Here is a 21,040-nt window from a genome sequence, read left to right on the forward strand (position 1 = left end):
CCCGCTACGGGTCGGCCGCCGGGCTGAGGAACCGCCCGGCGACCGTGTCCCTCGATCAGAGGGGTTCCCCGTATGACGCCCGGACGCGCGCGCCGCGCCCGGGCCGCTCTTGTCGTCCCGCCCCGCTCCGCGGGAGCCGGGACCCTGTGGCCCCCGGCGCCGCCCCGGCGGCGGCCCGCCCGGCCCCCGCCCCGGCCGCGCCGTCACCCGCCACTCCCCTCAGCCAAGCGACCGCCCGGTGAGGACACGGCCCTCACCGCCTCGTCCCGAGGCTCACGACCACATGACGCGAACGTCCTGCCCCGTCGCCGCGGTCGCGGGCTCCCGCCACTCCCCTCGACCGCGGGAGCGGGCGGTGAAGACACGGCCCTCACCGCCGCCACCCGGCGAACCACGGCCGCATCACGCGACAGCCTGCCCCGTCGCCGCGGTCGCGGGCTCCCGCCACTCCCCTCGGCCACGGGAGCGGGCAGTGAAGACACGGTCCTCAGCCCCTCCACCTGGCGAACCACGGCCGCATCACGCGACAGCATGCCCCGTCGCCGCGGTCGCGGGCCTCCGGCACTCCGCTCGACCGCGGGGGTGGGCGGTGAGGACGCGGCCCTCGTCGCCTCCACCCGGCGGCCTACGGCCGCATGGCGCGACAGCGTGCCTCGTCGCGGGCTTGCGGTGCTCTTCGGGGTGGCCGTCGGGCGGTCGTGGGGGCGAGCGTGTGTCGGCCTCACTGGATCGCTCCCCTCACGGCGTGCCGTTCTCCGTCTCGGGGTCGGCGGCACCCGGGGCGGTGGGAACACTGTCGCCTGGGACCACCGCGCCGGGGATGCCGACGACACCCGCCGCGCCCGCGGCGGCGGCCGCCGCCTGCGGGACGGGCCTGATCTTGCTTCCGTAGGTCTTGCCGGTGAGGCTGTCGATGTAGGCCGGGACGCCCGGCACCATGCCCTGGGCCTCGGCCTTCTGCTGGAGCCGCTCGGGTGACTCCTCGCGGGCGATCTCGCCGTGGAGCTGCTGGCTCTGCTGTTCCAGGAGCTGGTTGTTCTGCTTCAGGCGGGTGAGCGTGAAGGCGTCCTCGGCCAGCACGGTGTTCAGCAGCAGCAGGCTGACCAGCGCGCCGCCGAGCAGCCCGCAGATGAGCAGCACGAACGGGGCGCGCGGCGGTGCCGGGCGCCGGGATTCGGCCTGCGGGGCCGGACGGGGGCGCGCCTTGGCGCGCGTCGCCGCCGGGGAATCCTTCTTTTCGAGCGGCTTCTCGACCGGCCTGGACGGCCTGGCGGGCGCCCTCGGGGCCGGGTTCCTGCTCTTGCCGCCCGGCGGTCGTCTGGTCGTCGTGGTCATGTCGCCTCCCGCACCCGTTCGGCGGCGCGCATCCGCACCGATCCCGCCCGTGGGTTGGTCGTGGTCTCCTCGTCCGATGCGAGCTCGGCCCCGCGCGTCAGCAGCCGGAACCTCGGCTGGTGCTCGGGCAGCGGGACGGGCAGGTCGGGCGGGGTCGTGTCGGCCGTCTGGGCGGCCAGGGCCAGCTTGGTGATGCGGTCTTCGAGCGAGTGGTAGGACAGCACCGCGATGCGGCCGCCGACGGGCAGCGCCGCCAGCGCGGCGGGCAGCGCCCGGCGCCAGCTGTCGAGCTCGCCGTTGACCTCGATGCGCAGCGCCTGGAAGGTGCGCTTGGCCGGGTTGCCGCCGGTGCGGCGGGTCGCGGCCGGGATCGAGGAGCGCACCAGGTCGGCCAGGCGCCGGGTCGAGGTGAAGGGCTCGTCCACCCGCTCGCGGACGATGGCGGCGGCGATCCGCTGCGCGAACCGCTCTTCGCCGTACTCGCGCAGGATCCGCGCGATCTCGGCGGGCGGGTAGCCGTTGACCACCTCGGCCGCCGTGAGGGTCTGGGTGCGGTCCATCCGCATGTCGAGCGGGGCGTCCTGGGCGTAGGCGAAGCCGCGGTCGGCCTCGTCCAGCTGCGGGGAGGACACCCCGAGGTCGAACAGGACGGCGTCGACGGCGGGCACGCCCAGCCGGTCGAGCACCGAGGGAAGCTCGTGGTAGACGGCGTGCTCGAGGGTCACGCGGTCGCCGAAACGGGCCAGCCGCCGCCCGGCGCGCTCGAGCGCGACCGTGTCGCGGTCGAGGCCGACGAGGCGGAGACCGGGGTGCGCGTCGAGCATGGCCTCGGCGTGGCCGCCCATGCCCAGGGTTCCGTCGAGATAGATCGGCGCACGGCCGGTGACCTGGAGCGCGGGCCCCAGGAGTTCCAGAACGCGGTCGAGCATGACCGGTACGTGACCGGGCCCGGACGCGTGGTCGCCCACGTTCATGGTTCACCCCCTCGTGCTGCCACCTCACCGGCGCTGTCACCGGTGGCTCGCGGATTGCGTGGCATCGTCGGCCGGACCGTGTAGCCCCCTCCGGCGGCCTCGCCCGGCCAGGTCCCCATCCGCTGCCCGTTGAGGAAGTTCACCGCGAAATCGCGGGGGGTCGCCCTCTGGCACCGGGGAAGCTGCGCCAGTTGGCTCGGAGAGCGGCTGGAGACCTGGCCGAACGTGGGCCATGCCGGTCATCGGACCGACGAGTCGTCTCTCAGAGAATCCCTGGCAACACCTCCTCCGAGACATCGGAGAACGCCTGTTCTTCCTGTTCGAGATAGGTCTCCCAGGCCGGCGTGTCCCAGATTTCCAAGCGTGTGTTGGCTCCGATGACGGTGCAGTCGCGCGTCAGGCCCGCGTAGGTGCGCAGTGGCGGCGGGATCGTGACACGTCCCTGCTTGTCGGGAGTCTCGTCGGAGGCGCTGGCGAAGAAGACGCGGCTGTAGGCCCGCACCGCCTTCTCGGTGACCGGTGCGGCACGAAGCGCCTCGGTAATGCGCTGGAACTCCGCCATGGGGAAGACGTACAGGCAGCGTTCCTGGCCCTTCGTGATCACCAATCCCCCCGACAGCTCCTCGCGGTACTTCGCCGGCAGGAACAGTCGTCCCTTGTCGTCGAGACGCGGTGAATGGGTGCCGAGAAACACCGGCCCCACCTCCCCGCGCCGCGTGAGGCGCTTCCGCTCCCCACGGCGCCCCACTCTACTCCACTCTTCCCCACCGTCAACAAGGAAAACCTGTCGTCCAATACGAAATCGCGCGCAAAGACCCAGCTCAGAAGGGGTGGGGCGGAGTGGGGCGCGCGGGACGCCCCTGCGCGTGCCGCCCGTCCGCGACAGCGGGATCCGCCCGTTTCAAGAGCGCTGTCAAGGCGAGGGCGCCGATTCGGGGAGCGAAGTGGGGCATCCTTGGCGGGCGAGCGTGCGCTGACCGCCCGCCACGTGGAGCACAATGGGCACCTCGATCCACATGAACATCGCGACGGCACGTCGTGACGACGTACTGTCGTTTTGGCAGGCATTGGCAGGCTATGAGGAGGGTTGTTGGTGGCTGTAGGCACGCACGGCGAGTCGTACATGGAGACCGGCCCCGCGGCTGAACCCGGCGGCCCGGTCCGCGGCCTCGACGGGCTGGCACAGGTCGCCAACAAGATCCGGGACGCGATCGAGTCGGTCATCGAGGGCAAGCCGTCGGCCGTGCGGCTCGCGCTCACCGTCCTGCTGGCGGAGGGCCACCTGCTCATCGAGGACGTCCCCGGCGTCGGCAAGACGATGCTCGCCAAGGCGCTGGCGCGCTCCATCGACTGCTCGGTGCGCCGGGTGCAGTTCACCCCCGACCTCCTGCCGAGCGACATCACCGGCGTGAGCGCCTACAACCAGGAGCTTCGGGAGTTCGAGTTCAAGCCCGGCCCGGTGTTCGCGAACATCGTCGTCGGCGACGAGATCAACCGCGCGTCCCCCAAGACCCAGTCGGCGCTGCTGGAGTGCATGGAGGAGCGGCAGGTCACCGTCGACGGCACGACCTACCCGCTGGAGCGCCCCTTCATGGTCGTCTCCACCCAGAACCCGGTGGAGATGGAGGGCACGTACCCGCTGCCCGAGGCGCAGCGCGACCGTTTCACCGCGCGCATCTCGATGGGGTACCCCGATCCGGCGGCCGAGCTGGAGATGCTCGACGTGCACGGGCACACCTCGCCGCTCGACCGCCTGTCCCCCGTCGCGCACGCCGCCGACGTCCGCGACCTCATCGACATCGTGCGGCGCCAGCACGTCTCGCCCGCGGTCAGGCAGTACGCCATCGACCTGGTGACCGCCACCCGCAACCATCCGGAGCTGCGGCTGGGGGCCTCGCCCCGGGCCACGCTCCAGCTCGTCCGGGCGGCCCGCGCGTACGCGGCGCTCGACGACCGCGACTTCGTCCTCCCCGACGACCTCCAGGACCTGGCGGTCCCGGTGCTGGCGCACCGGCTGCTGCCCACGGCCGAGGCCCAGGTGGAGCGCCGCCGTCCCGAGCACGTCGTGAGCGAGCTGGTCGCCAGGCTTCCGGTGCCCTCGCCCAGGAAGTGACCCCCTCGACCCCCGGGAAGTGACCTCTTGAGAAGAGCGCTCGCCGGCCTGACCACCCGCGGGCGGTCCTTCGTGGCCGCCGGGGCCACCGCGATCGTGTGCGCCTTCGTCCTGGGCGAGCGCGACCTGCTGCGCGCCGGGGTCCTGGTGCTGGTGCTCCCCCTGCTGTCGACACTGGCGGTCTCGCGGACCCGCTACCGGCTCGCCTGCGCGCGGCGGCTGGACCCGTCGCGGCTGCCCGTCGGGCACGAGACCCGCGTCGACCTGCGCCTGGAGAACGTGTCGCGGCTGCCGAGCGGGCTGCTCATGGTCGAGGACCAGGTGCCCTACACGCTGGGCGGGCGCGCCAGGTTCGTGCTCGACCGCGTCGAGCCCGAGGGCGCGCGCGAGCTGAGCTACCGGCTGCGCTCGGACGTGCGCGGGCGCTACCGGATCGGCCCGCTGGTCGTCCGGCTGGCCGACCCGTTCGGGATGGTGGAGCTGGTCCGCTCCTTCAGCCAGGCCGACACGCTCACGGTCACGCCCGCGATCATCCCGCTGCCGTCCGGGCGGCTGATGGGCGCCTGGACGGGCGGCGGCGACAGCGTCGCCCGGACGATCTCCACCGCGGGCGAGGACGACGTCGCGCCGCGCGAGTACCGCCACGGCGACGACCTGCGGCGCGTCCACTGGAGGTCCACCGCCAGGCGCGGCGAGCTGATGGTGCGCAGGGAAGAGCAGCACTGGCAGAGCAGCGGCACCCTGTTCCTCGACACCCGCCGCTCGGCGCACTGGGGCGACGGCCCCGCCTCCTCGTTCGAGCAGGCGGTCTCGATCGCCGCCTCGATCGGCGTGCACCTGGGCCGGGCCGGGATCGGCCTGCGGCTGGTCACCGACGCCGGTGAGACGCTCGCGCCCTCGGTGTCGTTCGAGGGCACGCTGCTGGACGTGCTGGCGGTCGCGCGCACCTCCGACGTCCCCTCGCTGACCCCGGGCCTGGCCGCGCTGCGCGGCAACTCGGGCCAGGGCCGCGAGGGCGACGGCCTGGTGATCGCGGTGTTCGGCGCGCTGAAGGCCGAGGAGGCCAGGAAGGTCGCCGCGGCCCGCCGCGGCACGGCCACCTACATCGCCATCCTGATCAGGACGGACGAGGACACCGGGTTCGAGACCGCGGCGCGGACGCTGCGCGGGGCGGGCTGGCGGCTGCTGGTCGTCCGGTCGGCCGCCGAGCTGGCCCGCGCCTGGGCGACGGCCGACCAGTCCACCGAAGACTTCGCCAGGGGCGCCCCATGAGAGTGAAGATGACCATCATGGCCGCGCTGGCGACGCTGGCGGGCTCCATCGGGCTGTATCCCCTGTTCTCCTCGGCGAGCTGGTTCTGGCACGCGGTGGGCGCGGTGGTCTCGGTGGCGGTCGGCGGGCTGGTGGTGCGGCGGTTCCGCGTCCCGTCGGTGATCAGCGCCCTGGGCGGGCTGGCGGCCCTGCACCTCTACCTGACCGTGGCGTTCACCTCGGAAGAGGCCGTGCTGGGCGTGATCCCCACCCGGACGTCGCTGGCCCGGCTCGCCGAGCTGGTCGGCGAGGGATGGGACGCGGCCAACCAGTACGCGGCGCCGGTGCCGCTCGTGCCCGGGATCTCGCTGATGGTCGCCGCCGGGGTCGGCGTCGTGGCCGTCGTGGTCGACCTGCTGGCGGTCCGGCTGCGCCGGGCGGCGCCCGCCGGGCTGCCGCTGCTGGCGATGTACAGCGTCCCGGCCGCCGTCCGCGACGAGGGCATCAGCTGGCTCGCGTTCGGCGTCGGCGCCCTGGGGTTCCTGGCCCTGCTCATGACCGACGCGCGCGAGCAGGTCGGCGGGTGGGGACGTGCGGTCTTCACCCGGTACTGGTCCGACGACAGTGGCGAGCGGGCGCCCGGCGCGCGGCCCGACTCCAGCGCGCTGGCGGCCAGCGGGCGCCGCATCGGGGCGGCGGCCGTGGCGCTGGCCGTCCTGATCCCCATGGCGATCCCCGGCATCCAGCCCCGGGGGATGTTCGGCTCCGGGAGCGGCGGCAGCGGCGGCGGGACGCAGACCGTCACCACCCCCGACCCGATGGTCAGCCTGAAACGCGAGCTGACCCGGCGGGACGACTCGATCGTGCTGACCTACACCAGCGACAGCCCCCGGCCCGAGTACCTGCGGATGCACGCGCTCGACAGGTTCGACGGGGAGCGCTGGACCTACACCCAGCTCAAGAGCACCTCCAAGGACCGGCTCTCCGAGGCCGGCGCCCTGCCCGCGCCGCCCGGCCTGCTGACCGCCCAGACCCGCGAGGTCCGCACGGAGGTCAGGGTCCGCCGCCAGGTCAAGGGCATGACGTTCCTGCCGCTGCCGTACGCGCCGAGCCTGGTCTCGATCAAGGGCGACTGGCGGATGCACGGCCCGACGCTCCAGGTCTACTCGCTGAGCGACTCGGCCGGCGGCCGCGAGTACCGGGTGACCAGCACGCAGGCCGAGCCGACCGAGACCGAGCTGCGCGCCAGCGTCCCGGTCACCACCGAGATCACCCGGGAGTACACCTCCGTCCCCGATTCGGTGCCCGGCGAGGTCCGGCGGATGGCCCAGGAGATCACCGCGGGCACCTCGAACATGCACGAGAAGGCGGTGAAGCTCCAGCAGTGGTTCACCCGGGACGGCGGCTACACCTACTCCCTGGACGCCCCCGCCCCGAAGCAGCCCAACGACCTGGTGGACTTCCTCCAGCACAGCAAGCGCGGCTACTGCGAGCAGTTCGCGGCCTCGATGGCGTTGCTGGCCCGGGTCCTCGGCATCCCCGCGCGGGTGGCGATGGGCTACACCCCCGGGACGCGCGACCCGTCGGGCACCTGGGTCGTCCGGTCCCGCGACGCGCACGCCTGGCCTGAGCTGTACTTCGAGGGCACCGGCTGGGTGCGGTTCGAGCCCACTCCGGCCGGGGCGCAGGGCCAGGGGACGGCCACGACGCCGTCCTACAGCGAGCGGTCGTCCGAGAGCGGGACGCCGCGTCCGGGCGAGGAAGTCCCGCGCCCCGAGGCGTCGGAGGGCGCCTCGCAGACGCCGGGCGCCCAGTCGGGCCGCCGCAACCGCGCCGAGAACGAGTCGCCCGAGCTGGCCCCCGTCCTGGAAGAGGACAAGGAGGGCGGGTTCCCCGTCGGCTGGCTGTCGGGCGGCGTCCTGGTGCTCCTCCTGCTCGCGGCGCCGATGGTGGCGCGTGCGCTGGCGAGGCGGCGCAGGTGGGCCGCGATCGCGCCGGGGAGCGGCCCGGGCGACCGGGGCTCTCCCGGGGGCGCGGGGCCGTCCGGCGGAGGCGGGGCGGGCGGTGCCGCCCATGCCGCCTGGCGCGAGATGCACGCCGACGCGCAGGACCACGGGCTGCGCTGGCTGCCCAGCGACTCGCCGCGCGCGGCCGCGCGGCGGCTGGGCGACCTGCTGGAACTGGAGGGGGACGCCGCCAAGGCGCTGGGGCGGATCGCCCACGCCGAGGAACTGGCGCGCTACTCGCGTTCCCGGACGGCCGTGCCCGCCGAGACGCTGCGCGCCGATGTCAGGACCGTGCGCGAGGCCTTCGCGACCTCGGTCGGAACGCGCGCCCGCCTGCGGGCGCGCTATATGCCGCCGTCGGCCCTGACCGGGTTCCGCGCGGCGGCGGCGCGGCTGATGGAGGCCGCCGCCCGGCTGGACATCGGCGGCCGCCTGCCCCGGCTGCCCCGCCGCTGATCTTCGGCGGCCGGGCGGCCGGTCTTCGGTCTGCTACCCGACCGGATTCCTCGATCAGCCGTCAGAGCGCGGTGTGCCGCCCCGAGTCACTCACCCTCGGTGCGACGGCGCCAGCGTTCTTCCATCCGATCCATGAACCCGGTCTTCTCCGGCTTGCCCTCGCGGGTGCCGGAGGCCGCCTCGGCTCCGATTCCGGTCATGCGCTTCCAGCTCGTCAGCGCCCACACGCAGCACAGGACCATGAGCAGGAAACCGGTCACGCTGATCGCGATGGTGGCCGTGCCCGCGTTCATGACCAGACCGGCCATCAGCGCGCACACGCCCACCACGAATCCAAGGGCGGCCTTGACGATCCGCCGCTTGTAGTGGATCTGCGGGTTGGTCGAGCGGACCGCATGAGCGAACTTCGGATCCTCGGCGTACAACTGCTGCTCGATCTGCTCGAGCATGCGTTGCTCGTGCTCAGAGAGCGGCACGGCGCCTCCCAACGACAGCCCCACCCCGGGGTATCCGGTGCGGGACGGGAACCTCAACGGTGATATGCCCAGAATACGAGGCAGGACAATCGTACGAAAGCAAACGGCCAACCGAAGACCACATGCCGGTCATCCCAAAGCCGCGCGTCATCCTCGCCCGTCCCCATCGTCGCCGCTGTCACGTACCATCCCGTCCGACCTCCCGCTCTCGGCGCGACGGACCAGCGCGGCGGGGCGGACCGCTCCGCTGCCGAACCGGTGTGCCACCTGGTCCATCGCGCGTTCGGCCTCTCGCCAGCCGCTCTCCGGTTCGTCGATGGCGAGCTGGCGGGGAGCCTCACCCGAGGGGCCGAGATTCTCGACCCTGACCCCGACCAGGCGGAGTCGTACCCGGTCCAGACCGGAAGCCGCATAGAGCTCGCACGCTGTGACATAGATCACACGAGCGAGGTCGGTGGCCTCGGGCAGGGTGCGGGCCCGGGTGATCGTTTTGAAGTTCGCCATCCGTAGTTTGACGCTGACCGTCCTTCCGGAGTTCCCCGAGGCCCGCAACCGCGCCCCGACCTTCTCCGACAGCCGCAGCAGCTCGCGCCGGATGATCTCCGGATCGTCGATGTCGGACTCGAAGGTCTCCTCCGCGCCGATGCTCTTGTCCGGCGAGTGCGGTGTGACCCTGCGCGGGTCGCGCCCCCACGACAGCGCGTGCAGATGGCTCCCGAGCGCGTTGCCGAGCTCGCGCTGGAGCGTCGCCAGGGGCACCCCGGCGATCTGGCCGACCGTCCGCAGGCCCAGCCGGGTCAGAGTCTCCTCTGTACGCTCCCCCACGCCCCACAGAGACGCGACGGGCAGCGGGTGGAGGAACTCCTCGACCCCGTCCGCCGGAACGACCTGGAGGCCGTCTGGCTTGCACAGGGTGGAGGCCATCTTGGCGACGAACTTGGTGCTCGCCACGCCCACCGAGCACGTGATGCCCTGCTGCTCGCGCACCTGGGCGCGGATCATCGCGGCGATCTCGGCCGGACGGCCCAGCCGGCGCAGCGCCCCGGCCACGTCGAGGAACGCCTCGTCCAGCGAGAGCGGCTCGACCAGCGGCGTGACCGACCGGAAGATCTCGAAGACCGCCGCGGAGACCCGGGCGTAGTTCTCGTGCCGGGGCGGCAGCACCACGGCTCGGGGGCACAGCCGCTGCGCCCGCGTCATCGGCATGGCCGAGTGGACGCCGTAGGCCCGCGCCTCGTAGGAGGCGGCCGAGACCACGCCGCGGCCGCCCGCCCCGCCGACGACCACCGGACGTCCGCGCAGCTCGGGGCGGTCGAGCAGCTCGACGCTGACGAAGAACGCGTCCATGTCGACGTGCAGGATCGAGCAGCCGGTGTCGTCGGCCGGCGGCCCCGGCTGGGGCCCCGGCCGGTGCAGCTGCTGCTTCCTGCTCACCTCTTGTGGGCGAGCAGGTGGAGCTGGGTGGCCAGGTCGCGCAGGACCGGGTGGACGGCCGCGGCCGCCTCCAGGGCCAGCAGGGCCTCGGCGGAATCCTGCTCGGCGTCCTGGAGGGCGCTCGGCACCAGATCGGCGAAGATCCGCACGCCGTGCACCTCGCCGACCTCCAGGCCGGTGCCCTCCACCAGCGCCGACAGCGACTCGCGGGTGAAGCGGCGCGGCATCCGGTCGTGGTCGCCCCAGCGGCCGTCCGGCGCGGTCAGGGCCCGGCGCGCGTCGTCGAAATGCCCGGCCACGGCGCGGTGGAGCGCCGCCGCCACCTGGCCCGCGACCAGCACGCTGACCGAGCCGCCGGGACGGACCGTCCCGGTGAGCGCGGCCAGCGCCTTGGCCGGGTCGTCGACGTACTCAAGGACGCTGTGGCACAGCACGAGGTCGGCGGTGCCGGGGCCGAGCAGGTCGAGCAGGGCGTCGGCGTCGCCCTGGACGGCGCGGACGGTCACTCCGGACTCGGCGGCCCGGCGCTCCAGCGCGGCCAGCGCGTCGGGACTGGCGTCCACCACGGTGACCCGGTGGCCGAGTTCGGCCAACGGCACGGCGAAGCCGCCGGTGCCGCCGCCGACGTCGACCACGTCGCTCGGCCCGGACTCCGGGGCGATGCGGTCGAGCACCGTGCGCAACGCGTCCCACAGGACCGCGCTGCGCATCCGTCCGCTCGCCCGGCCCCGCTTGTGCTGGGCGGCCACGGCCACCCCCCTCGTCTCGCTCATGTCCGAGCCCCCACCCTAGTCATGTGGTGCTCAGGGCAGTGCCCCTGGCCTCGCCTCCGCTCGGCGGCGAACCGCCGCTCCACGCGACGGCTGCCCTCGCCACTCCGGTCGCAAGCCCCCACGCACCTCAATCCAGCCGCCACGCGGCGCCTCGCAAAGCCCATGGCCTCGCCTCCGCACGGCGGCTTCCCCCGTCACTCAGGTCGCAAGCTCCCTGCGCCCCTCAGTCCAGCCGCCACGCGGCGCCTCGCAAAGCCCATGGCCTCGCCTCCGCTCGGCGGCAAGCCGCCGCTTTACGCGGCGGCTGCCCTCGTCACTCCGGTCGCAAGCGCCCTGCGCTCCTCAGTCCAGCCGCCGCGTGGCGGCTCGTAGTACTCGGGGCCTCGCTGCCCTTGGCGGCGAGCCGCCGCCTTGGGGCGGCGGCTCGCTAGAGGCTCAGGGAGGGTTTGAGCTGCTGGAGGCGGGAGAGCAGGCCGTTGACGAACCTGGGCGACTCGTCGGTGGACAGCTCGGTGGCCAGGCCGACGGCCTCGCTGACCGCGACACCGTCGGGGACGTCGTCGACCCACAGCAGTTCGAACGCGCCCATCCGCAGGATGTTGCGGTCGACGACCGGCATCCGGTCGAGGGTCCAGCCCGTGGCGTAGGTGGCGATCAGCTCGTCGATCCGCTCGCTGTGGTCCTGGACGCCCTCGATGATGCGCACCGCGTGGCCGTACTCCGACAGCTCGTCGGTGTTCGGCCGGCCGCGCTGCTCCAGCACGGCCCGGGGCGTCTCCTCCCGCAGTTCGGCGGCGAACAGCACGTCCAGCGCCAGCTTGCGGGCCTTGGTGCGAGCGCTCAACGGCCCGCTCCGGTGGTGAGAGCCATCTCAGCCGCGGCCGAGGTAGTCGCCGGAGCGGGTGTCGACCTTGACCTTCTCGCCGGTGGTGATGAACAGCGGGACGGCGATCTGGGCGCCGGTCTCCAGCGTGGCGGGCTTGCTGCCGCCGGTGGAGCGGTCGCCCTGCAGGCCCGGCTCGGTCTCGGTGACCTCGAGCACGACCGCGGCGGGCAGCTCGACGTAGAGCGGGTTCTCGTTGTTGAAGGCGATGACGGCCATCTGCTCGGGGAGCATGTAGTTGGCGGCGTTGCCGACGACCGAGGCCGGGATGTGCGGCTGGTCGTAGGTCTGGGTGTCCATGAAGACGAAGTCTTCGCCCTCGCGGTACAGGTACTGCATGTCGCGCTTGTCGACGCTGGCGACCTCGACCTTGGTGCCCGCGTTGAAGGTCTTGTCGACGGTCTTGCCGGAGAGCACGTTCTTGATCTTCGTGCGGACGAAGGCCGGGCCCTTGCCGGGCTTGACGTGCTGGAACTCCTGGACCGTCCACAGCTGGCCCTCGATGTTCAGCGTCATGCCGTTCTTCAGGTCGTTCGTCGTCGCCACAGCGTCCTCTCCTGCCCCCCGGCGGGCCCGCCCGCCTCGGTCAGTGCCTTGTGCGCGGACCGGCCGTCCCGTGTCACAGGACGAGCAGATCCTTGGTCGTCTTGGTGAGAAGCTCCGGTCCACCCGGCCTGACGACCAGGGTGTCCTCGATGCGGACTCCGCCCCGGCCGGCGAGGTAGACCCCGGGCTCGGCGGTGATCGGAACTCGATCCCTCAGCTTACCGGTCCTGCCGTACCCCATGAGCGGGGCCTCACCGATCTCCAGGCCGACGCCGTGCCCCACGGCGTGGGGGAAGTCGCCGCCGTGCCCGGCCGCCTCGATGATGTCACGGGCGGCGGCGTCCACGGCCGTGATCTCGGCGTCCGGTGTCGCCGCGTCCACGGCGGCCTGCTGGGCCTTCCTGACCAGGTCGTAGAGGTCGCGCTGCCATTGGGCGACCGCGCCGGCGGCCACGGTGCGGGTCATGTCGGCGTGGTAGCCGCCGTAGCGCGCGCCGAAGTCGAGGGTCACCAGGTCGCCGCGGGCGATCTCGCGGTCCGCGGGGTGGTGGTGCGGGACGGCGCCGTTCTGCCCGGACGCCACGATCGAGGCGAACGCGGGGCCCTCGGCGCCGAGGTCGATCATGGCGCGCTCCAGCGCGATGGCGATCTCCCGCTCGGTCGCCCCCGGCGCGATCATGGGCAGGACGGCCTCGAAGGCGCGGTCGGTGAGGGCGCACGCGTGGCCGAGCAGGGCAAGCTCGTGCTCGTCCTTGACCGTGCGGAGGTCTTCGACGAGCGTCCCGGCCGGGACGAGTTCGGGCGCGCCTTCCAGGGCGGTGAGCGCGGTGTGCTCGGCGACGGTGACGGCGTGCGCCTCGAAGCCCAGGCGGCGGACCCCGGCGGACGCGGTGAGCGCTCGGGCGGTCATGCGGTCGACCTCGACCTCGAGCTCGGGGCAGACGGCTTCGACCATGCCCGCGTAGCGGCCGTCGGTGGCCAGCAGCGCGGGGCCCTCGGCCCTGACCAGCAGCGCGGCGTTGGAGCTGTCGAGCCCGGTCAGGTAGCGGACGTTGACGAGCCGGGTGACCAGCAGGGCGTCCAGTTCGGCGGCGGCGACCAGCGCGGCCAGCCGCGCACGCCGTTCCGCGTGCGTCTGTCCCATGCCGTCCGACTCTAGTGCAGCGGGCCGACCGGGCGTCACGCGATCGGCCCGCGCCCGCTCAGAGGTCGGCGGCCATCTCCTTGATCTTCTCGATCAGCGCGACGCGGCTCTTGTGGTCGCCGGCGATCGGGGTGACGTTCAGCGTGGTGACGCCGGACTCCTTCATGGCGGCCAGGCGCTCGCGGACGTGCCCCTCGGTGCCGATGAGCGACATCTTCTCCAGCAGCTCGTAGGGCACCTTGGCGGCGGCCTCGTCCTTCTTGCCGTCCAGGTAGAGGTCCTGGATCTCCTCGGCCTCCTTCTCCCACCCGTAGCGGCGGCAGAGGTCGTTGTAGAAGTTCTTGCCCTTGGCGCCCATGCCGCCGATGTAGAGCGCGGCCATCGGGCGCCCGAACTCCAGGAAGCCCTGGACGTCGTCGCCGATCGCCAGCGCGGCCTGGCCGACGACGTCCAGCTCGCCCAGCGCGGGGTCGCGCTTGGCCTTGCCCGCGGCCAGGGAGGCGCCCCAGACGTCGGCGGACTTCTCGGGGAGGTAGAAGATCGGCTGCCAGCCGTTGGCGATCTCGGCGGTCAGCTGGACGTTCTTGGGGCCGATCGCGGCGACCAGGACGGGGATGTCGGGGCGGACCGGGTGGTTGATGATCTTCAGGGGCTTGCCGAGGCCGGTGCCCTTGCCCTCGGGCAGCGGCATGGAGTAGTGCTTGCCCTCGTGCTGGAGGCGCTCGCGCTTCCAGACCTTGCGGCAGATCTCGATGACCTCGCGGGTGCGTCCGAGGGGGGCGGTGTAGGGCACGCCGTGGAAGCCCTCGATCACCTGGGGGCCGGACGCGCCGAGGCCCAGCGTGAAGCGGCCGTCGGAGACGTAGTCGAGCCCGGCGGCGGTCATGGCCAGCAGCGTGGGCGTCCGCGAGTAGATCGGCAGGATGCCGGAGGCGATCTCCAGCCGCTCGGTCCTGGCCGCGATGTAGCCCAGCTGGCTCACCGCGTCGAAGCTGTAGGCCTCGGCGACGTAGACGATGTCGAGCCCGGCCTTCTCGTAGTCGGCGAGCTCGTCGACCGTCTCCTTGAAGCCGCCCGAGTAGTTGATGACCATCCCGACGCGCATCCCAGCGCCCCTCTCCGTGGACCGAATCTGATTCTAGATTAGTGACGCGGCGCTTGCCGGCGGGACCCGGGGGTCACCCCAGCGCGGGCCCGCGCAGCGCCGCGAGCGCCGGGCCGTACATGCCGGCGCGGATGCGCCCGACGCTCTTTCCCTGCTTGGGCGCGAGGGACGCGGCGAGCTCGAGCGCCGCGGGCAGGACGCCGTCCTCCGGTGCCGTCCGCTGGACGAACCCGGCGTCCAGGGCCTGCGCGGCGGTGTAGCGGCGGCCGGTGATCATCGCCTCGTGCGCGACCGGGGCGGTCAGGCGCGCCTGGATCAGCGCGCTCATGCCCGGGGTGAAGCTCATTCCGAGGTCGACCTCGGGCAGGCAGAAGTAGCCCCGGTCGTCGCGCATGACGGCGAAGTCGTGGGCGAGGACGAGCATCCCGCCCCCGGCGAAGGCATGGCCGTTGACCGCCGCCACCGTCGGCAGCGGCAGGGACAGGAGCCGCGCGTACAGGCCGTGGACCCGCTCCAGGTAGGGCTCGAACTTGTCCTCGTTGGCGCCCAGCCAGTCGAGGTCGAGGCCGTTGGAGTAGAACTTGCCCGTCCCCGTGGTGACCAGCGCACCCGGCCCCTCGGCGCCTTCGAGGGAGTCGAGCGCGCCCTCGACCGCGTCGAGGAAGTCGGGGCCGAAGCGGTTCTCGCCCGCGTCGAAGCGCAGGATGTGCACGTCGCCGTCGCGCCGCAGGTCGATCAGGTCGCTCACGGAGCTCTCCATTCTTCGGTGCCTGCCCCGACCCTACTGGCCGGTAGGGGGCGGGAACACCATGCAGGTACTGGTTCCGTGCGCGACGAGCCGCCCCTCGGCGTCGGTCACGCGTCCCTCGGTCGTCGCGACCTTCCTACCCCCGTGGATCACGGTTCCCTCGCAGGTCAGGCGTCCTCCTTCGACCGGGACCGGCCTGATGAAGTTCACCTTGAGCTCCAGCGTGGTGTACCCGGCGCCCTCGGGCAGCGAGGTGTGCACCGCGCAGCCCATCGCCGAGTCGAGCAGCGTCGACAGGATCCCGCCGTGCACGGTGCCCAGCGGGTTGCTGAACTCGGGCCTCGGCGTGAGGCCGAAGACCACGCGTCCGGGCTCCAGGCTCTCGATGGTCATGCCGAGCAGGCTCCCGACCCCGACACCCTGTTCGACGCCCAGGGCGAGCAACTCCTTGAGCTGCTCCAGGCCCGCCGTCGTTCGCGTCTCCCCCATGACCTCCCGCTTTCCGATTAGGTATGACGACCGTCATACCGACGATCGTGTATGACAAGCGTCATGGTCAACCCGGAAAGCCTATGATGAAGGTCATAATGGCTTCCATGGGGACCGACAGCCGCGAGCGCATGGTGCGCAGCGCCGCCTATCTCTTCCGCGAGAGGGGCTACAGCGGGACGGGCTTCCGCGACGTCATCACCCACAGCGGCGCGCCGCGCGGGTCGATCTACCACCACTTCCCCGGGGGCAAGGTCCAGCTGGCGGAGGAGGCCGTCCGCTACGCGGGCGAGTTCCTCAACGCCGGCATCCAGGCGGCCGTCGAGGGCGGCGACGCGGCCTCGGCCGTCGACGCCTTCGTCGCCTGGTGGCGCCAGGTCCTGGTCAAGAGCGACTTCCGGGCGGGCTGCCCGGTGGTGGCGGTGACCGTCGAGTCGCACGAGGACGCCCCGCAGCTCGCCGCCGCGGCGGCGGCCGCCTTCGACCGCTGGCAGGACACCCTGGTGACGGGCCTGGCCAACTCCGGCGTCCCCGACGCCCGCGCCGCCCGGCTGGCCACCCTGATCGTCTCGGCCGTCGAGGGCGCCACGATCCTGTGCCGCGCCCACCGCGACCTGCGCGCGCTGGACGAGGTCGTCGCCGAGCTCAAGGAGATGACCCGGGCGGCCACCTTCCAGGACGCCTAGGACGCCTCGTCGGCGAGGGCGTGCAGGGCCAGCACATACGACTTGAGGCCGAACCCGGCGATCGTCCCGGTCGCCACCCCGGCGACCACGGAGGTGTGCCGGAACTCCTCGCGCGCCGCCGGATTGGAGATGTGCACCTCGATCAGCGGCGCCGTGCGCTGCGCCAGCGCGTCCCGCAGCGCGTAGGAGTAGTGCGTGAACGCCGCCGGGTTGAGCACGACCGGCAGCCGCTCGTCGGCGGCCTCGTGCACCCACCGGATCAGCTCGGCCTCGTCGTCGGTCTGCCGCACCTCGACGTCCAGCCCGAGCCGCTGCCCCGTGTCGCGGCACAGCGTCGCCAGGTCGTCGAAGGTCGCCGCCCCGTAGACATCCGGCTCGCGAGTGCCCAGCCGCCGCAGGTTCGGGCCATTGAGCACGAGCACACGGTTCATCGGGCGACCTTCTGGTAGGCGGCCTGGAGGAGGGACTCCTCGGGGGCCTCCAGGCGGGCGGGAGTGGCGGTGGAGTCGAGGACGACGAAGCGGAGCGTGGCGCCCCGCGACTTCTTGTCGATGGTCATGGTGGCGCGAAGCTCGGGCCAGGCGTCGGCGGCGTAGGAGACCGGGAGGCCCACGGAGGTCAGGACGGAGCGGTGGCGCTCGACCTCGGCCGGGGCCAGACGGCCCGCCAGGCGGGACAGCTCGGCGGCGTAGACCATGCCGATCGAGACGGCGTGGCCGTGCCTGAAGCGGTACTCCTCGGCCTTCTCGATGGCGTGGGCCAGGGTGTGGCCGTAGTTGAGGAACTCGCGCAGGCCGCTCTCGCGCAGGTCGGCGGCGACGATGTCGGCCTTGACCTGGACGGCGCGCTCGACCAGCTCGCGGGTGTGGGGCCCCTCGGGGGTGGCGGCGCCCTCGGGGTCGTCCTCCACCAGGTCGAGGATCTTGGGGTCGGCGATGAAACCGGCCTTGATGATCTCGGCAAGACCGCTGATGTAGTCCTCGCGCTCCATGGTCACGAGCGTGGCCAGATCGCACAGGACGCCCGCGGGCGGGTGGAACGCGCCCACGAGGTTCTTGCCCTCGGGGATGTTGATGCCGGTCTTGCCGCCCACGGCGGCGTCGACCATGGCCAGGAGCGTGGTGGGGACCAGCACGACCCGGACGCCGCGCAGCCAGGACGCGGCGGCGAAGCCCGCCAGGTCGGTGGTGGCGCCGCCGCCCACGCCGACGATCGCGTCGGAGCGGGTCATGCCGAGCTCGGCGAAGCGCGACCAGAGCCCCGCCAGGACGGCGACGTCCTTGGCGGCCTCGCCGTCCGGCACCGGGAGCGCGTGGACGGTGTACCCCGCGCGCTCCAGGACGCCCTGGGCCGGGCGGGCGATCTCGGCGAGCCCCTCGGCGTGCACCACCGCGACCGTCCGGACGCGATCGCCGAGCAAACCAGGCAGATCACCCAGGATGCCGGTGCCGATCACCACGTCGTAGGGGTCGGCGCCCCCGACGTGGATGCGCGAGGCCGTCATCCCAGCTCCTTGACGATCTCTTCGACGATGTCGTCCGGGTCCCGCTCGTCGGTGTCGACGTGCAGGGTGCCCAGCCGCTCGTAGATCGGGAGCCGCTCCTCCAGCAGCTTGCGCAGCTGGCTGCGGGGGTTCAGCACGAGCAGCGGCCGGGCCGAGGCCAGGCCGACGCGCTTGACCGCCTCCGAGAGCCCGACCTTGAGGTAGACGACGGTGTGGCCGTCCAGCAGCTCCTGGGTCGCGGGCGACAGGACGGCGCCGCCGCCGAGCGCGAGCACGCCGTCGTGCTCGGCAAGCGCCGCGCGGACGGCCGCGTGCTCCAGCTCGCGGAAGCGCTCCTCGCCGTCGTCGATGAAGATCTCGCCGATCGGCTTGCCCGCCGCCGCCTCGGCGTCGGCGTCGGTGTCGCGCAGCGCGACGCCGAGCCGCTCGGCCAGCGCGGCGCCGATGGTGGACTTGCCCGAGCCTGGCGGGCCGATGAGCACCGCCTTGGGTCGCGTCATGTGTCGAGGGTTCCCTACTTGATCGCGAGCGAGGACACGTAGCCCCGCAGGTTGCGCGCGGTCTCCTCCACCGAGTCGCCGCCGAACTTCTCCAGCGCGGCGTCGGCCAGCACCAGCGCGACCATCGCCTCGGCGACGACCCCCGCCGCCGGAACGGCCGTGACGTCGCTGCGCTGGTTGATGGCCTTGGCGGGCTCGCCGGTCTTGACGTCGATGGTGTCGAGCCTGCGCGGGACGGTGGAGATCGGCTTCATCGCGGCGCGCACACGCAGCACCTCGCCGGTGGTCATGCCGCCCTCGATGCCGCCCGCGCGGTTGGTGCGCCGCCGGATGCCGTCGGCGGTGTTGTCGATCTCGTCGTGGGCACGCGAACCGGGCCGCCTGGCGGTGGTGAACCCGTCGCCGACCTCGACGCCCTTGATCGCCTGGATGCCCATCAGAATTCCGGCCAGACGCGAGTCGAGCCTGCGGTCCCAGTGCACATGGCTGCCCAGGCCCGGCGGCAACCCGTGCGCCACGACCTCGACCACGCCCCCGATGGTGTCACCGGCCCGCTTCAGCTCGTCGATGTGCGCGACCATCGCCTCACTGGTCGCGGGGTCGAGACACCGGACGGGGCTCTCATCGATGACGCCGAGGTCACCGGGTTCGGGGACGAGCCCGTCCGGCGCCGCGACCTCACCGAGCGCCACCACATGGCTGAGCACCTCGACACCGAGCGCCTGACGCAGGAACTGCCGGGCCACCTCTCCCAACGCGACCCGAGCGGCCGTCTCCCGGGCACTGGCCCGTTCAAGCACCGGCCGCGCGTCGTCGAACCCGTACTTCTGCATGCCGACCAAATCAGCATGCCCCGGCCTCGGCTGCGACAGCGGCGCGTTACGCGCCTGCGCGGCCAGCACATCGGGATCGACCGGATCGGCCGACATCACCGTCTCCCACTTGGGCCACTCGGTGTTGCCGACCTCAATCGCCACGGGCCCGCCCTGGGTCACGCCGTGGCGCACACCGCCCAGGATCGAGACCTTGTCCTGCTCGAACTTCATCCGGGCACCCCGCCCGTGCCCGAGCCGGCGGCGGCGCAGGGCCTCGGCGATGTCACCCGAGGTCACGCGCACACCAGCCGGAAGGCCCTCCACGATCGCGGTGAGGGCCGGGCCATGGGACTCCCCCGCGGTCAACCAGCGCAGCATGGCCCAATCCTTCCATCCCCACGAACGTCCCCGCGCACGGCCCACCAGGTCAGGGAAGCTCACCCCAGTCAAGCACCCCCGAAACCAGCTCCCGCACGGCCGCCAGGAACCCCAGACGGTTGGCCCTGACACCCGCGTCGCCGTCCATGACCAGGACGTCGTCGAAGTAGACACCGACCGCTTGACGCAGCGGCGCGGCGGCCTCGGCGAACACCGCCTCGGTGCCCGCCGGGACGATCCGCAGGACGCGCCGGACGGCCGTGGCCAGGTCCAGAAAGCGGCCGCTGCGCAGCAGGACGGTCAGATCGTCCGCGGCCCTGACGGCGCGAGCGGGCGCCCCGGCATGCGGCAGAACGGCCCGGGCGACGTGAACGGGGTGGCCCGCGTCCAGCAGGGTCTGCTCGAAGCGCCGCGCCACGAACCGCGCGGCCTCGTCCAGCACACCGGCCGCGACCTCGACGGGCTGATGTTGCAGGCCGTCATCCACGGCGAACACGCCGGTCAGCAGGTCAAGCCGGTCGGCAACGCAGCGCAGAGCCCGACCACGCTCGCAGGCGCACCGCGCTCGGCCTCGCCTCGCGCGAGGAGCACCAGCCCCGCTAGTAGCGGCCCGCCCGGGAACTAGCCCCTGCTCCTAACGGGGATATCCCATCCGATGCATCCTGGGGAAGTTCGAGATTCGAGCCAGAAGTGGTGGACTGGCTCGACGGCGTGTGGGAGCTGCGGGTCCACCTGCACCCCATGGACATGCGGATCGCCTAGTGGTTCGCAGGCGATGAGCGGATCGTGCTGCTCACCGTCTTCCGCAAGACGCGAGACAACGAGCGACATCACGTCGCCCGCGCGAAGCGGGCCAAGACGATCTGTGAGGCCGAACACGACACCGACCTGACCATCGGTGTCATCGAAACCCCGGACGAGGGCCGATCATGACCAGCACCGCCCCGCGTCGCCATGTAGTCCTCGGCGACGTCCCGGCACTGGCCGCCAAGCGCGACACCGCCGAGTATCGCGCCGCCCGCCAGATGGCCAAGCTTGAGATCGCGCTCGGCCGTGCCGTCTACCAGCGCCGGACCGCGCTGGGGATCTCCCAGCGGGAGCTGGCCAAGCGTGCAGGCATGACCCAGCCCGCCATCTCACGGCTGGAGGCCGGTGGCGGCGGCGTGCCGACCCTGGCCGTCCTTGACCGCCTCGGCCGGGCCCTCGGCGTCAGGTTCGCCGTCACCGTCGGCGACCCCGGTGACGAGACCACCGCACCTGGCGACGTCCTCGCCCTGACCGGGTGACGAGGCCCGAGGCCCGCCGCCGGATCGGGCGGGCGTAGGCGAGGCCGGGGGCGTTCCAGCGCATGTTCTTCTCGGCACGCAGGCCGCCGACCAGGGCGGGGAGCAGTTCGGCCAGCACCCGCGCGGCGGGACGGCCCC

General features: G+C 72.7%; 24 protein-coding genes. 6 read left to right on the top strand and 18 right to left on the bottom strand.

Annotation, left to right across the window (positions count from 1 at the left end; translation table 11 throughout):
- Nucleotides 1-738: 738 nt before the first annotated feature.
- The 3 genes from ACQPY4_RS26110 to mraZ all read right to left on the bottom strand — a co-directional run bounded on the left by ACQPY4_RS26110 (nt 739) and on the right by mraZ (nt 3,003).
- A complete protein-coding gene (locus tag ACQPY4_RS26110; protein ID WP_433325022.1) occupies nt 739-1,335 on the bottom strand; it encodes a hypothetical protein in 597 nt (198 codons plus the stop codon).
- The gene (gene rsmH / locus ACQPY4_RS26115; RefSeq protein WP_433325024.1) at nt 1,332-2,309 is read right to left on the bottom strand and encodes a 16S rRNA (cytosine(1402)-N(4))-methyltransferase RsmH; all 978 of its coding nucleotides are present in this window, start codon (nt 2,307-2,309) and stop codon (nt 1,332-1,334) included. Before rsmH ends, ACQPY4_RS26110 begins: the two co-directional genes overlap by 4 nt.
- A gap of 262 nt (nt 2,310-2,571) precedes the next feature.
- A complete protein-coding gene (mraZ, locus tag ACQPY4_RS26120; protein ID WP_433325026.1) occupies nt 2,572-3,003 on the bottom strand; it encodes a division/cell wall cluster transcriptional repressor MraZ in 432 nt (143 codons plus the stop codon).
- Between the two features lie 429 nt (nt 3,004-3,432).
- Between mraZ and ACQPY4_RS26125 the strand changes: the two genes are divergently transcribed.
- The 3 genes from ACQPY4_RS26125 to ACQPY4_RS26135 are packed head-to-tail and all read left to right on the top strand — an operon-like array spanning nt 3,433 to nt 8,135.
- Complete coding sequence (locus tag ACQPY4_RS26125) at nt 3,433-4,422, top strand: AAA family ATPase (RefSeq protein WP_433339032.1); 990 nt, start codon at nt 3,433-3,435, stop codon at nt 4,420-4,422.
- A gap of 27 nt (nt 4,423-4,449) precedes the next feature.
- The gene (locus ACQPY4_RS26130; RefSeq protein ID WP_433325028.1) at nt 4,450-5,694 is read left to right on the top strand and encodes a DUF58 domain-containing protein; all 1,245 of its coding nucleotides are present in this window, start codon (nt 4,450-4,452) and stop codon (nt 5,692-5,694) included.
- Nucleotides 5,691-8,135, top strand: coding sequence for a transglutaminase TgpA family protein (locus ACQPY4_RS26135; protein WP_433325030.1), 2,445 nt, complete (start codon nt 5,691-5,693; stop codon nt 8,133-8,135). Before ACQPY4_RS26130 ends, ACQPY4_RS26135 begins: the two co-directional genes overlap by 4 nt.
- 86 nt (nt 8,136-8,221) lie before the next feature.
- Here the strand turns inward: ACQPY4_RS26135 and ACQPY4_RS26140 are convergent, their stop codons facing one another.
- From ACQPY4_RS26140 to ACQPY4_RS26180, 9 genes are all read right to left on the bottom strand, one after another.
- Entirely contained in the window at nt 8,222-8,611 is a 390-nt protein-coding gene (locus ACQPY4_RS26140; RefSeq protein ID WP_433325032.1) for a DUF3040 domain-containing protein, read from the bottom strand.
- 147 nt (nt 8,612-8,758) lie between these two features.
- Nucleotides 8,759-10,045 (bottom strand): DNA polymerase IV, encoded by a 1,287-nt coding sequence (locus tag ACQPY4_RS26145; RefSeq protein WP_433325034.1) that lies wholly within the window; start codon nt 10,043-10,045, stop codon nt 8,759-8,761.
- Nucleotides 10,042-10,818 carry a methyltransferase domain-containing protein gene (locus tag ACQPY4_RS26150; protein WP_433325036.1) on the bottom strand — a complete coding sequence of 259 codons (777 nt, stop codon included), beginning with the start codon at nt 10,816-10,818 and terminating at the stop codon, nt 10,042-10,044. The genes ACQPY4_RS26145 and ACQPY4_RS26150 overlap by 4 nt, the downstream gene beginning before the upstream one ends.
- A gap of 427 nt (nt 10,819-11,245) precedes the next feature.
- A complete protein-coding gene (gene nusB, locus ACQPY4_RS26155) occupies nt 11,246-11,662 on the bottom strand; it encodes a transcription antitermination factor NusB (protein WP_433325038.1) in 417 nt (138 codons plus the stop codon).
- A 27-nt stretch (nt 11,663-11,689) separates the two neighbouring features.
- A complete protein-coding gene (gene efp, locus ACQPY4_RS26160; protein ID WP_433325040.1) occupies nt 11,690-12,247 on the bottom strand; it encodes an elongation factor P in 558 nt (185 codons plus the stop codon).
- Between the two features lie 73 nt (nt 12,248-12,320).
- Entirely contained in the window at nt 12,321-13,391 is a 1,071-nt protein-coding gene (locus ACQPY4_RS26165; RefSeq protein ID WP_433325042.1) for a M24 family metallopeptidase, read from the bottom strand.
- A 58-nt stretch (nt 13,392-13,449) separates the two neighbouring features.
- Nucleotides 13,450-14,496 (bottom strand): LLM class F420-dependent oxidoreductase, encoded by a 1,047-nt coding sequence (locus ACQPY4_RS26170; protein WP_433325044.1) that lies wholly within the window; start codon nt 14,494-14,496, stop codon nt 13,450-13,452.
- Between the two features lie 73 nt (nt 14,497-14,569).
- Nucleotides 14,570-15,235 (bottom strand): enoyl-CoA hydratase/isomerase family protein, encoded by a 666-nt coding sequence (locus tag ACQPY4_RS26175; RefSeq protein WP_433339034.1) that lies wholly within the window; start codon nt 15,233-15,235, stop codon nt 14,570-14,572.
- 42 nt (nt 15,236-15,277) lie between these two features.
- Nucleotides 15,278-15,733 carry a PaaI family thioesterase gene (locus ACQPY4_RS26180; RefSeq protein ID WP_433325046.1) on the bottom strand — a complete coding sequence of 152 codons (456 nt, stop codon included), beginning with the start codon at nt 15,731-15,733 and terminating at the stop codon, nt 15,278-15,280.
- A gap of 107 nt (nt 15,734-15,840) precedes the next feature.
- Here ACQPY4_RS26180 and ACQPY4_RS26185 point away from each other — a divergent pair, with 107 nt between their 5' ends.
- On the top strand, nt 15,841-16,419 hold the full coding sequence (locus tag ACQPY4_RS26185) for a TetR/AcrR family transcriptional regulator (RefSeq protein ID WP_433325048.1): 579 nt from the start codon (nt 15,841-15,843) through the stop codon (nt 16,417-16,419).
- Here ACQPY4_RS26185 and aroQ read toward each other — a convergent pair.
- From aroQ to ACQPY4_RS26210, 5 genes are read right to left on the bottom strand one after another with little or no spacing between them, the layout of a single operon-like run.
- Complete coding sequence (aroQ, locus tag ACQPY4_RS26190) at nt 16,416-16,850, bottom strand: type II 3-dehydroquinate dehydratase (RefSeq protein ID WP_433325050.1); 435 nt, start codon at nt 16,848-16,850, stop codon at nt 16,416-16,418. The genes ACQPY4_RS26185 and aroQ overlap by 4 nt on opposite strands.
- Nucleotides 16,847-17,923, bottom strand: a complete 1,077-nt coding sequence (gene aroB, locus ACQPY4_RS26195) for a 3-dehydroquinate synthase (protein ID WP_433325052.1) — start codon at nt 17,921-17,923, stop codon at nt 16,847-16,849. The genes aroQ and aroB overlap by 4 nt, the downstream gene beginning before the upstream one ends.
- A complete protein-coding gene (locus ACQPY4_RS26200) occupies nt 17,920-18,423 on the bottom strand; it encodes a shikimate kinase (RefSeq protein WP_433325054.1) in 504 nt (167 codons plus the stop codon). Before ACQPY4_RS26200 ends, aroB begins: the two co-directional genes overlap by 4 nt.
- Nucleotides 18,424-18,437: 14 nt before the next feature.
- The gene (gene aroC / locus ACQPY4_RS26205) at nt 18,438-19,616 is read right to left on the bottom strand and encodes a chorismate synthase (RefSeq protein ID WP_433325056.1); all 1,179 of its coding nucleotides are present in this window, start codon (nt 19,614-19,616) and stop codon (nt 18,438-18,440) included.
- A 49-nt stretch (nt 19,617-19,665) separates the two neighbouring features.
- Entirely contained in the window at nt 19,666-20,112 is a 447-nt protein-coding gene (locus ACQPY4_RS26210; protein WP_433325058.1) for a hypothetical protein, read from the bottom strand.
- Nucleotides 20,113-20,402: 290 nt separating this feature from the next.
- Here ACQPY4_RS26210 and ACQPY4_RS26215 point away from each other — a divergent pair, with 290 nt between their 5' ends.
- Nucleotides 20,403-20,549 (top strand): hypothetical protein, encoded by a 147-nt coding sequence (locus ACQPY4_RS26215; protein WP_433325060.1) that lies wholly within the window; start codon nt 20,403-20,405, stop codon nt 20,547-20,549.
- Nucleotides 20,546-20,902: a helix-turn-helix domain-containing protein gene (locus ACQPY4_RS26220; protein WP_433325062.1), complete on the top strand. Its 357-nt coding sequence runs from the start codon at nt 20,546-20,548 to the stop codon at nt 20,900-20,902. The genes ACQPY4_RS26215 and ACQPY4_RS26220 overlap by 4 nt, the downstream gene beginning before the upstream one ends.
- On the opposite strand, the gene ACQPY4_RS26225 is transcribed toward ACQPY4_RS26220, so the two are convergent.
- Entirely contained in the window at nt 20,838-21,020 is a 183-nt protein-coding gene (locus ACQPY4_RS26225; protein ID WP_433325064.1) for a hypothetical protein, read from the bottom strand. The genes ACQPY4_RS26220 and ACQPY4_RS26225 overlap by 65 nt on opposite strands.
- Between the last annotated feature and the right edge of the window lie 20 nt (nt 21,021-21,040).

Origin of the sequence: Spirillospora sp. CA-294931 (assembly GCF_050946795.1) — a bacterium.
Taxonomy (GTDB): domain Bacteria; phylum Actinomycetota; class Actinomycetes; order Streptosporangiales; family Streptosporangiaceae; genus Spirillospora.

Bases quoted from the DNA above. Each gene is read 5' to 3' on its own strand.
- ACQPY4_RS26170 (WP_433325044.1), bottom strand. From the start codon at position 14,496: ATGCGCGTCGGGATGGTCATCAACTACTCGGGCGGCTTCAAGGAGACG.
- ACQPY4_RS26185 (WP_433325048.1), top strand. From the start codon at position 15,841: ATGGGGACCGACAGCCGCGAGCGCATGGTGCGCAGCGCCGCCTATCTC.
- ACQPY4_RS26135 (WP_433325030.1), top strand. From the start codon at position 5,691: ATGAGAGTGAAGATGACCATCATGGCCGCGCTGGCGACGCTGGCGGGC.
- ACQPY4_RS26110 (WP_433325022.1), bottom strand. From the start codon at position 1,335: ATGACCACGACGACCAGACGACCGCCGGGCGGCAAGAGCAGGAACCCG.
- ACQPY4_RS26200 (WP_433325054.1), bottom strand. From the start codon at position 18,423: ATGACGCGACCCAAGGCGGTGCTCATCGGCCCGCCAGGCTCGGGCAAG.
- rsmH (WP_433325024.1), bottom strand. From the start codon at position 2,309: ATGAACGTGGGCGACCACGCGTCCGGGCCCGGTCACGTACCGGTCATG.
- aroC (WP_433325056.1), bottom strand. From the start codon at position 19,616: ATGCTGCGCTGGTTGACCGCGGGGGAGTCCCATGGCCCGGCCCTCACC.
- ACQPY4_RS26220 (WP_433325062.1), top strand. From the start codon at position 20,546: ATGACCAGCACCGCCCCGCGTCGCCATGTAGTCCTCGGCGACGTCCCG.
- ACQPY4_RS26165 (WP_433325042.1), bottom strand. From the start codon at position 13,391: ATGGGACAGACGCACGCGGAACGGCGTGCGCGGCTGGCCGCGCTGGTC.
- ACQPY4_RS26125 (WP_433339032.1), top strand. From the start codon at position 3,433: ATGGAGACCGGCCCCGCGGCTGAACCCGGCGGCCCGGTCCGCGGCCTC.
- aroQ (WP_433325050.1), bottom strand. From the start codon at position 16,850: ATGAACCGTGTGCTCGTGCTCAATGGCCCGAACCTGCGGCGGCTGGGC.
- ACQPY4_RS26150 (WP_433325036.1), bottom strand. From the start codon at position 10,818: ATGAGCGAGACGAGGGGGGTGGCCGTGGCCGCCCAGCACAAGCGGGGC.
- ACQPY4_RS26180 (WP_433325046.1), bottom strand. From the start codon at position 15,733: ATGGGGGAGACGCGAACGACGGCGGGCCTGGAGCAGCTCAAGGAGTTG.
- aroB (WP_433325052.1), bottom strand. From the start codon at position 17,923: ATGACGGCCTCGCGCATCCACGTCGGGGGCGCCGACCCCTACGACGTG.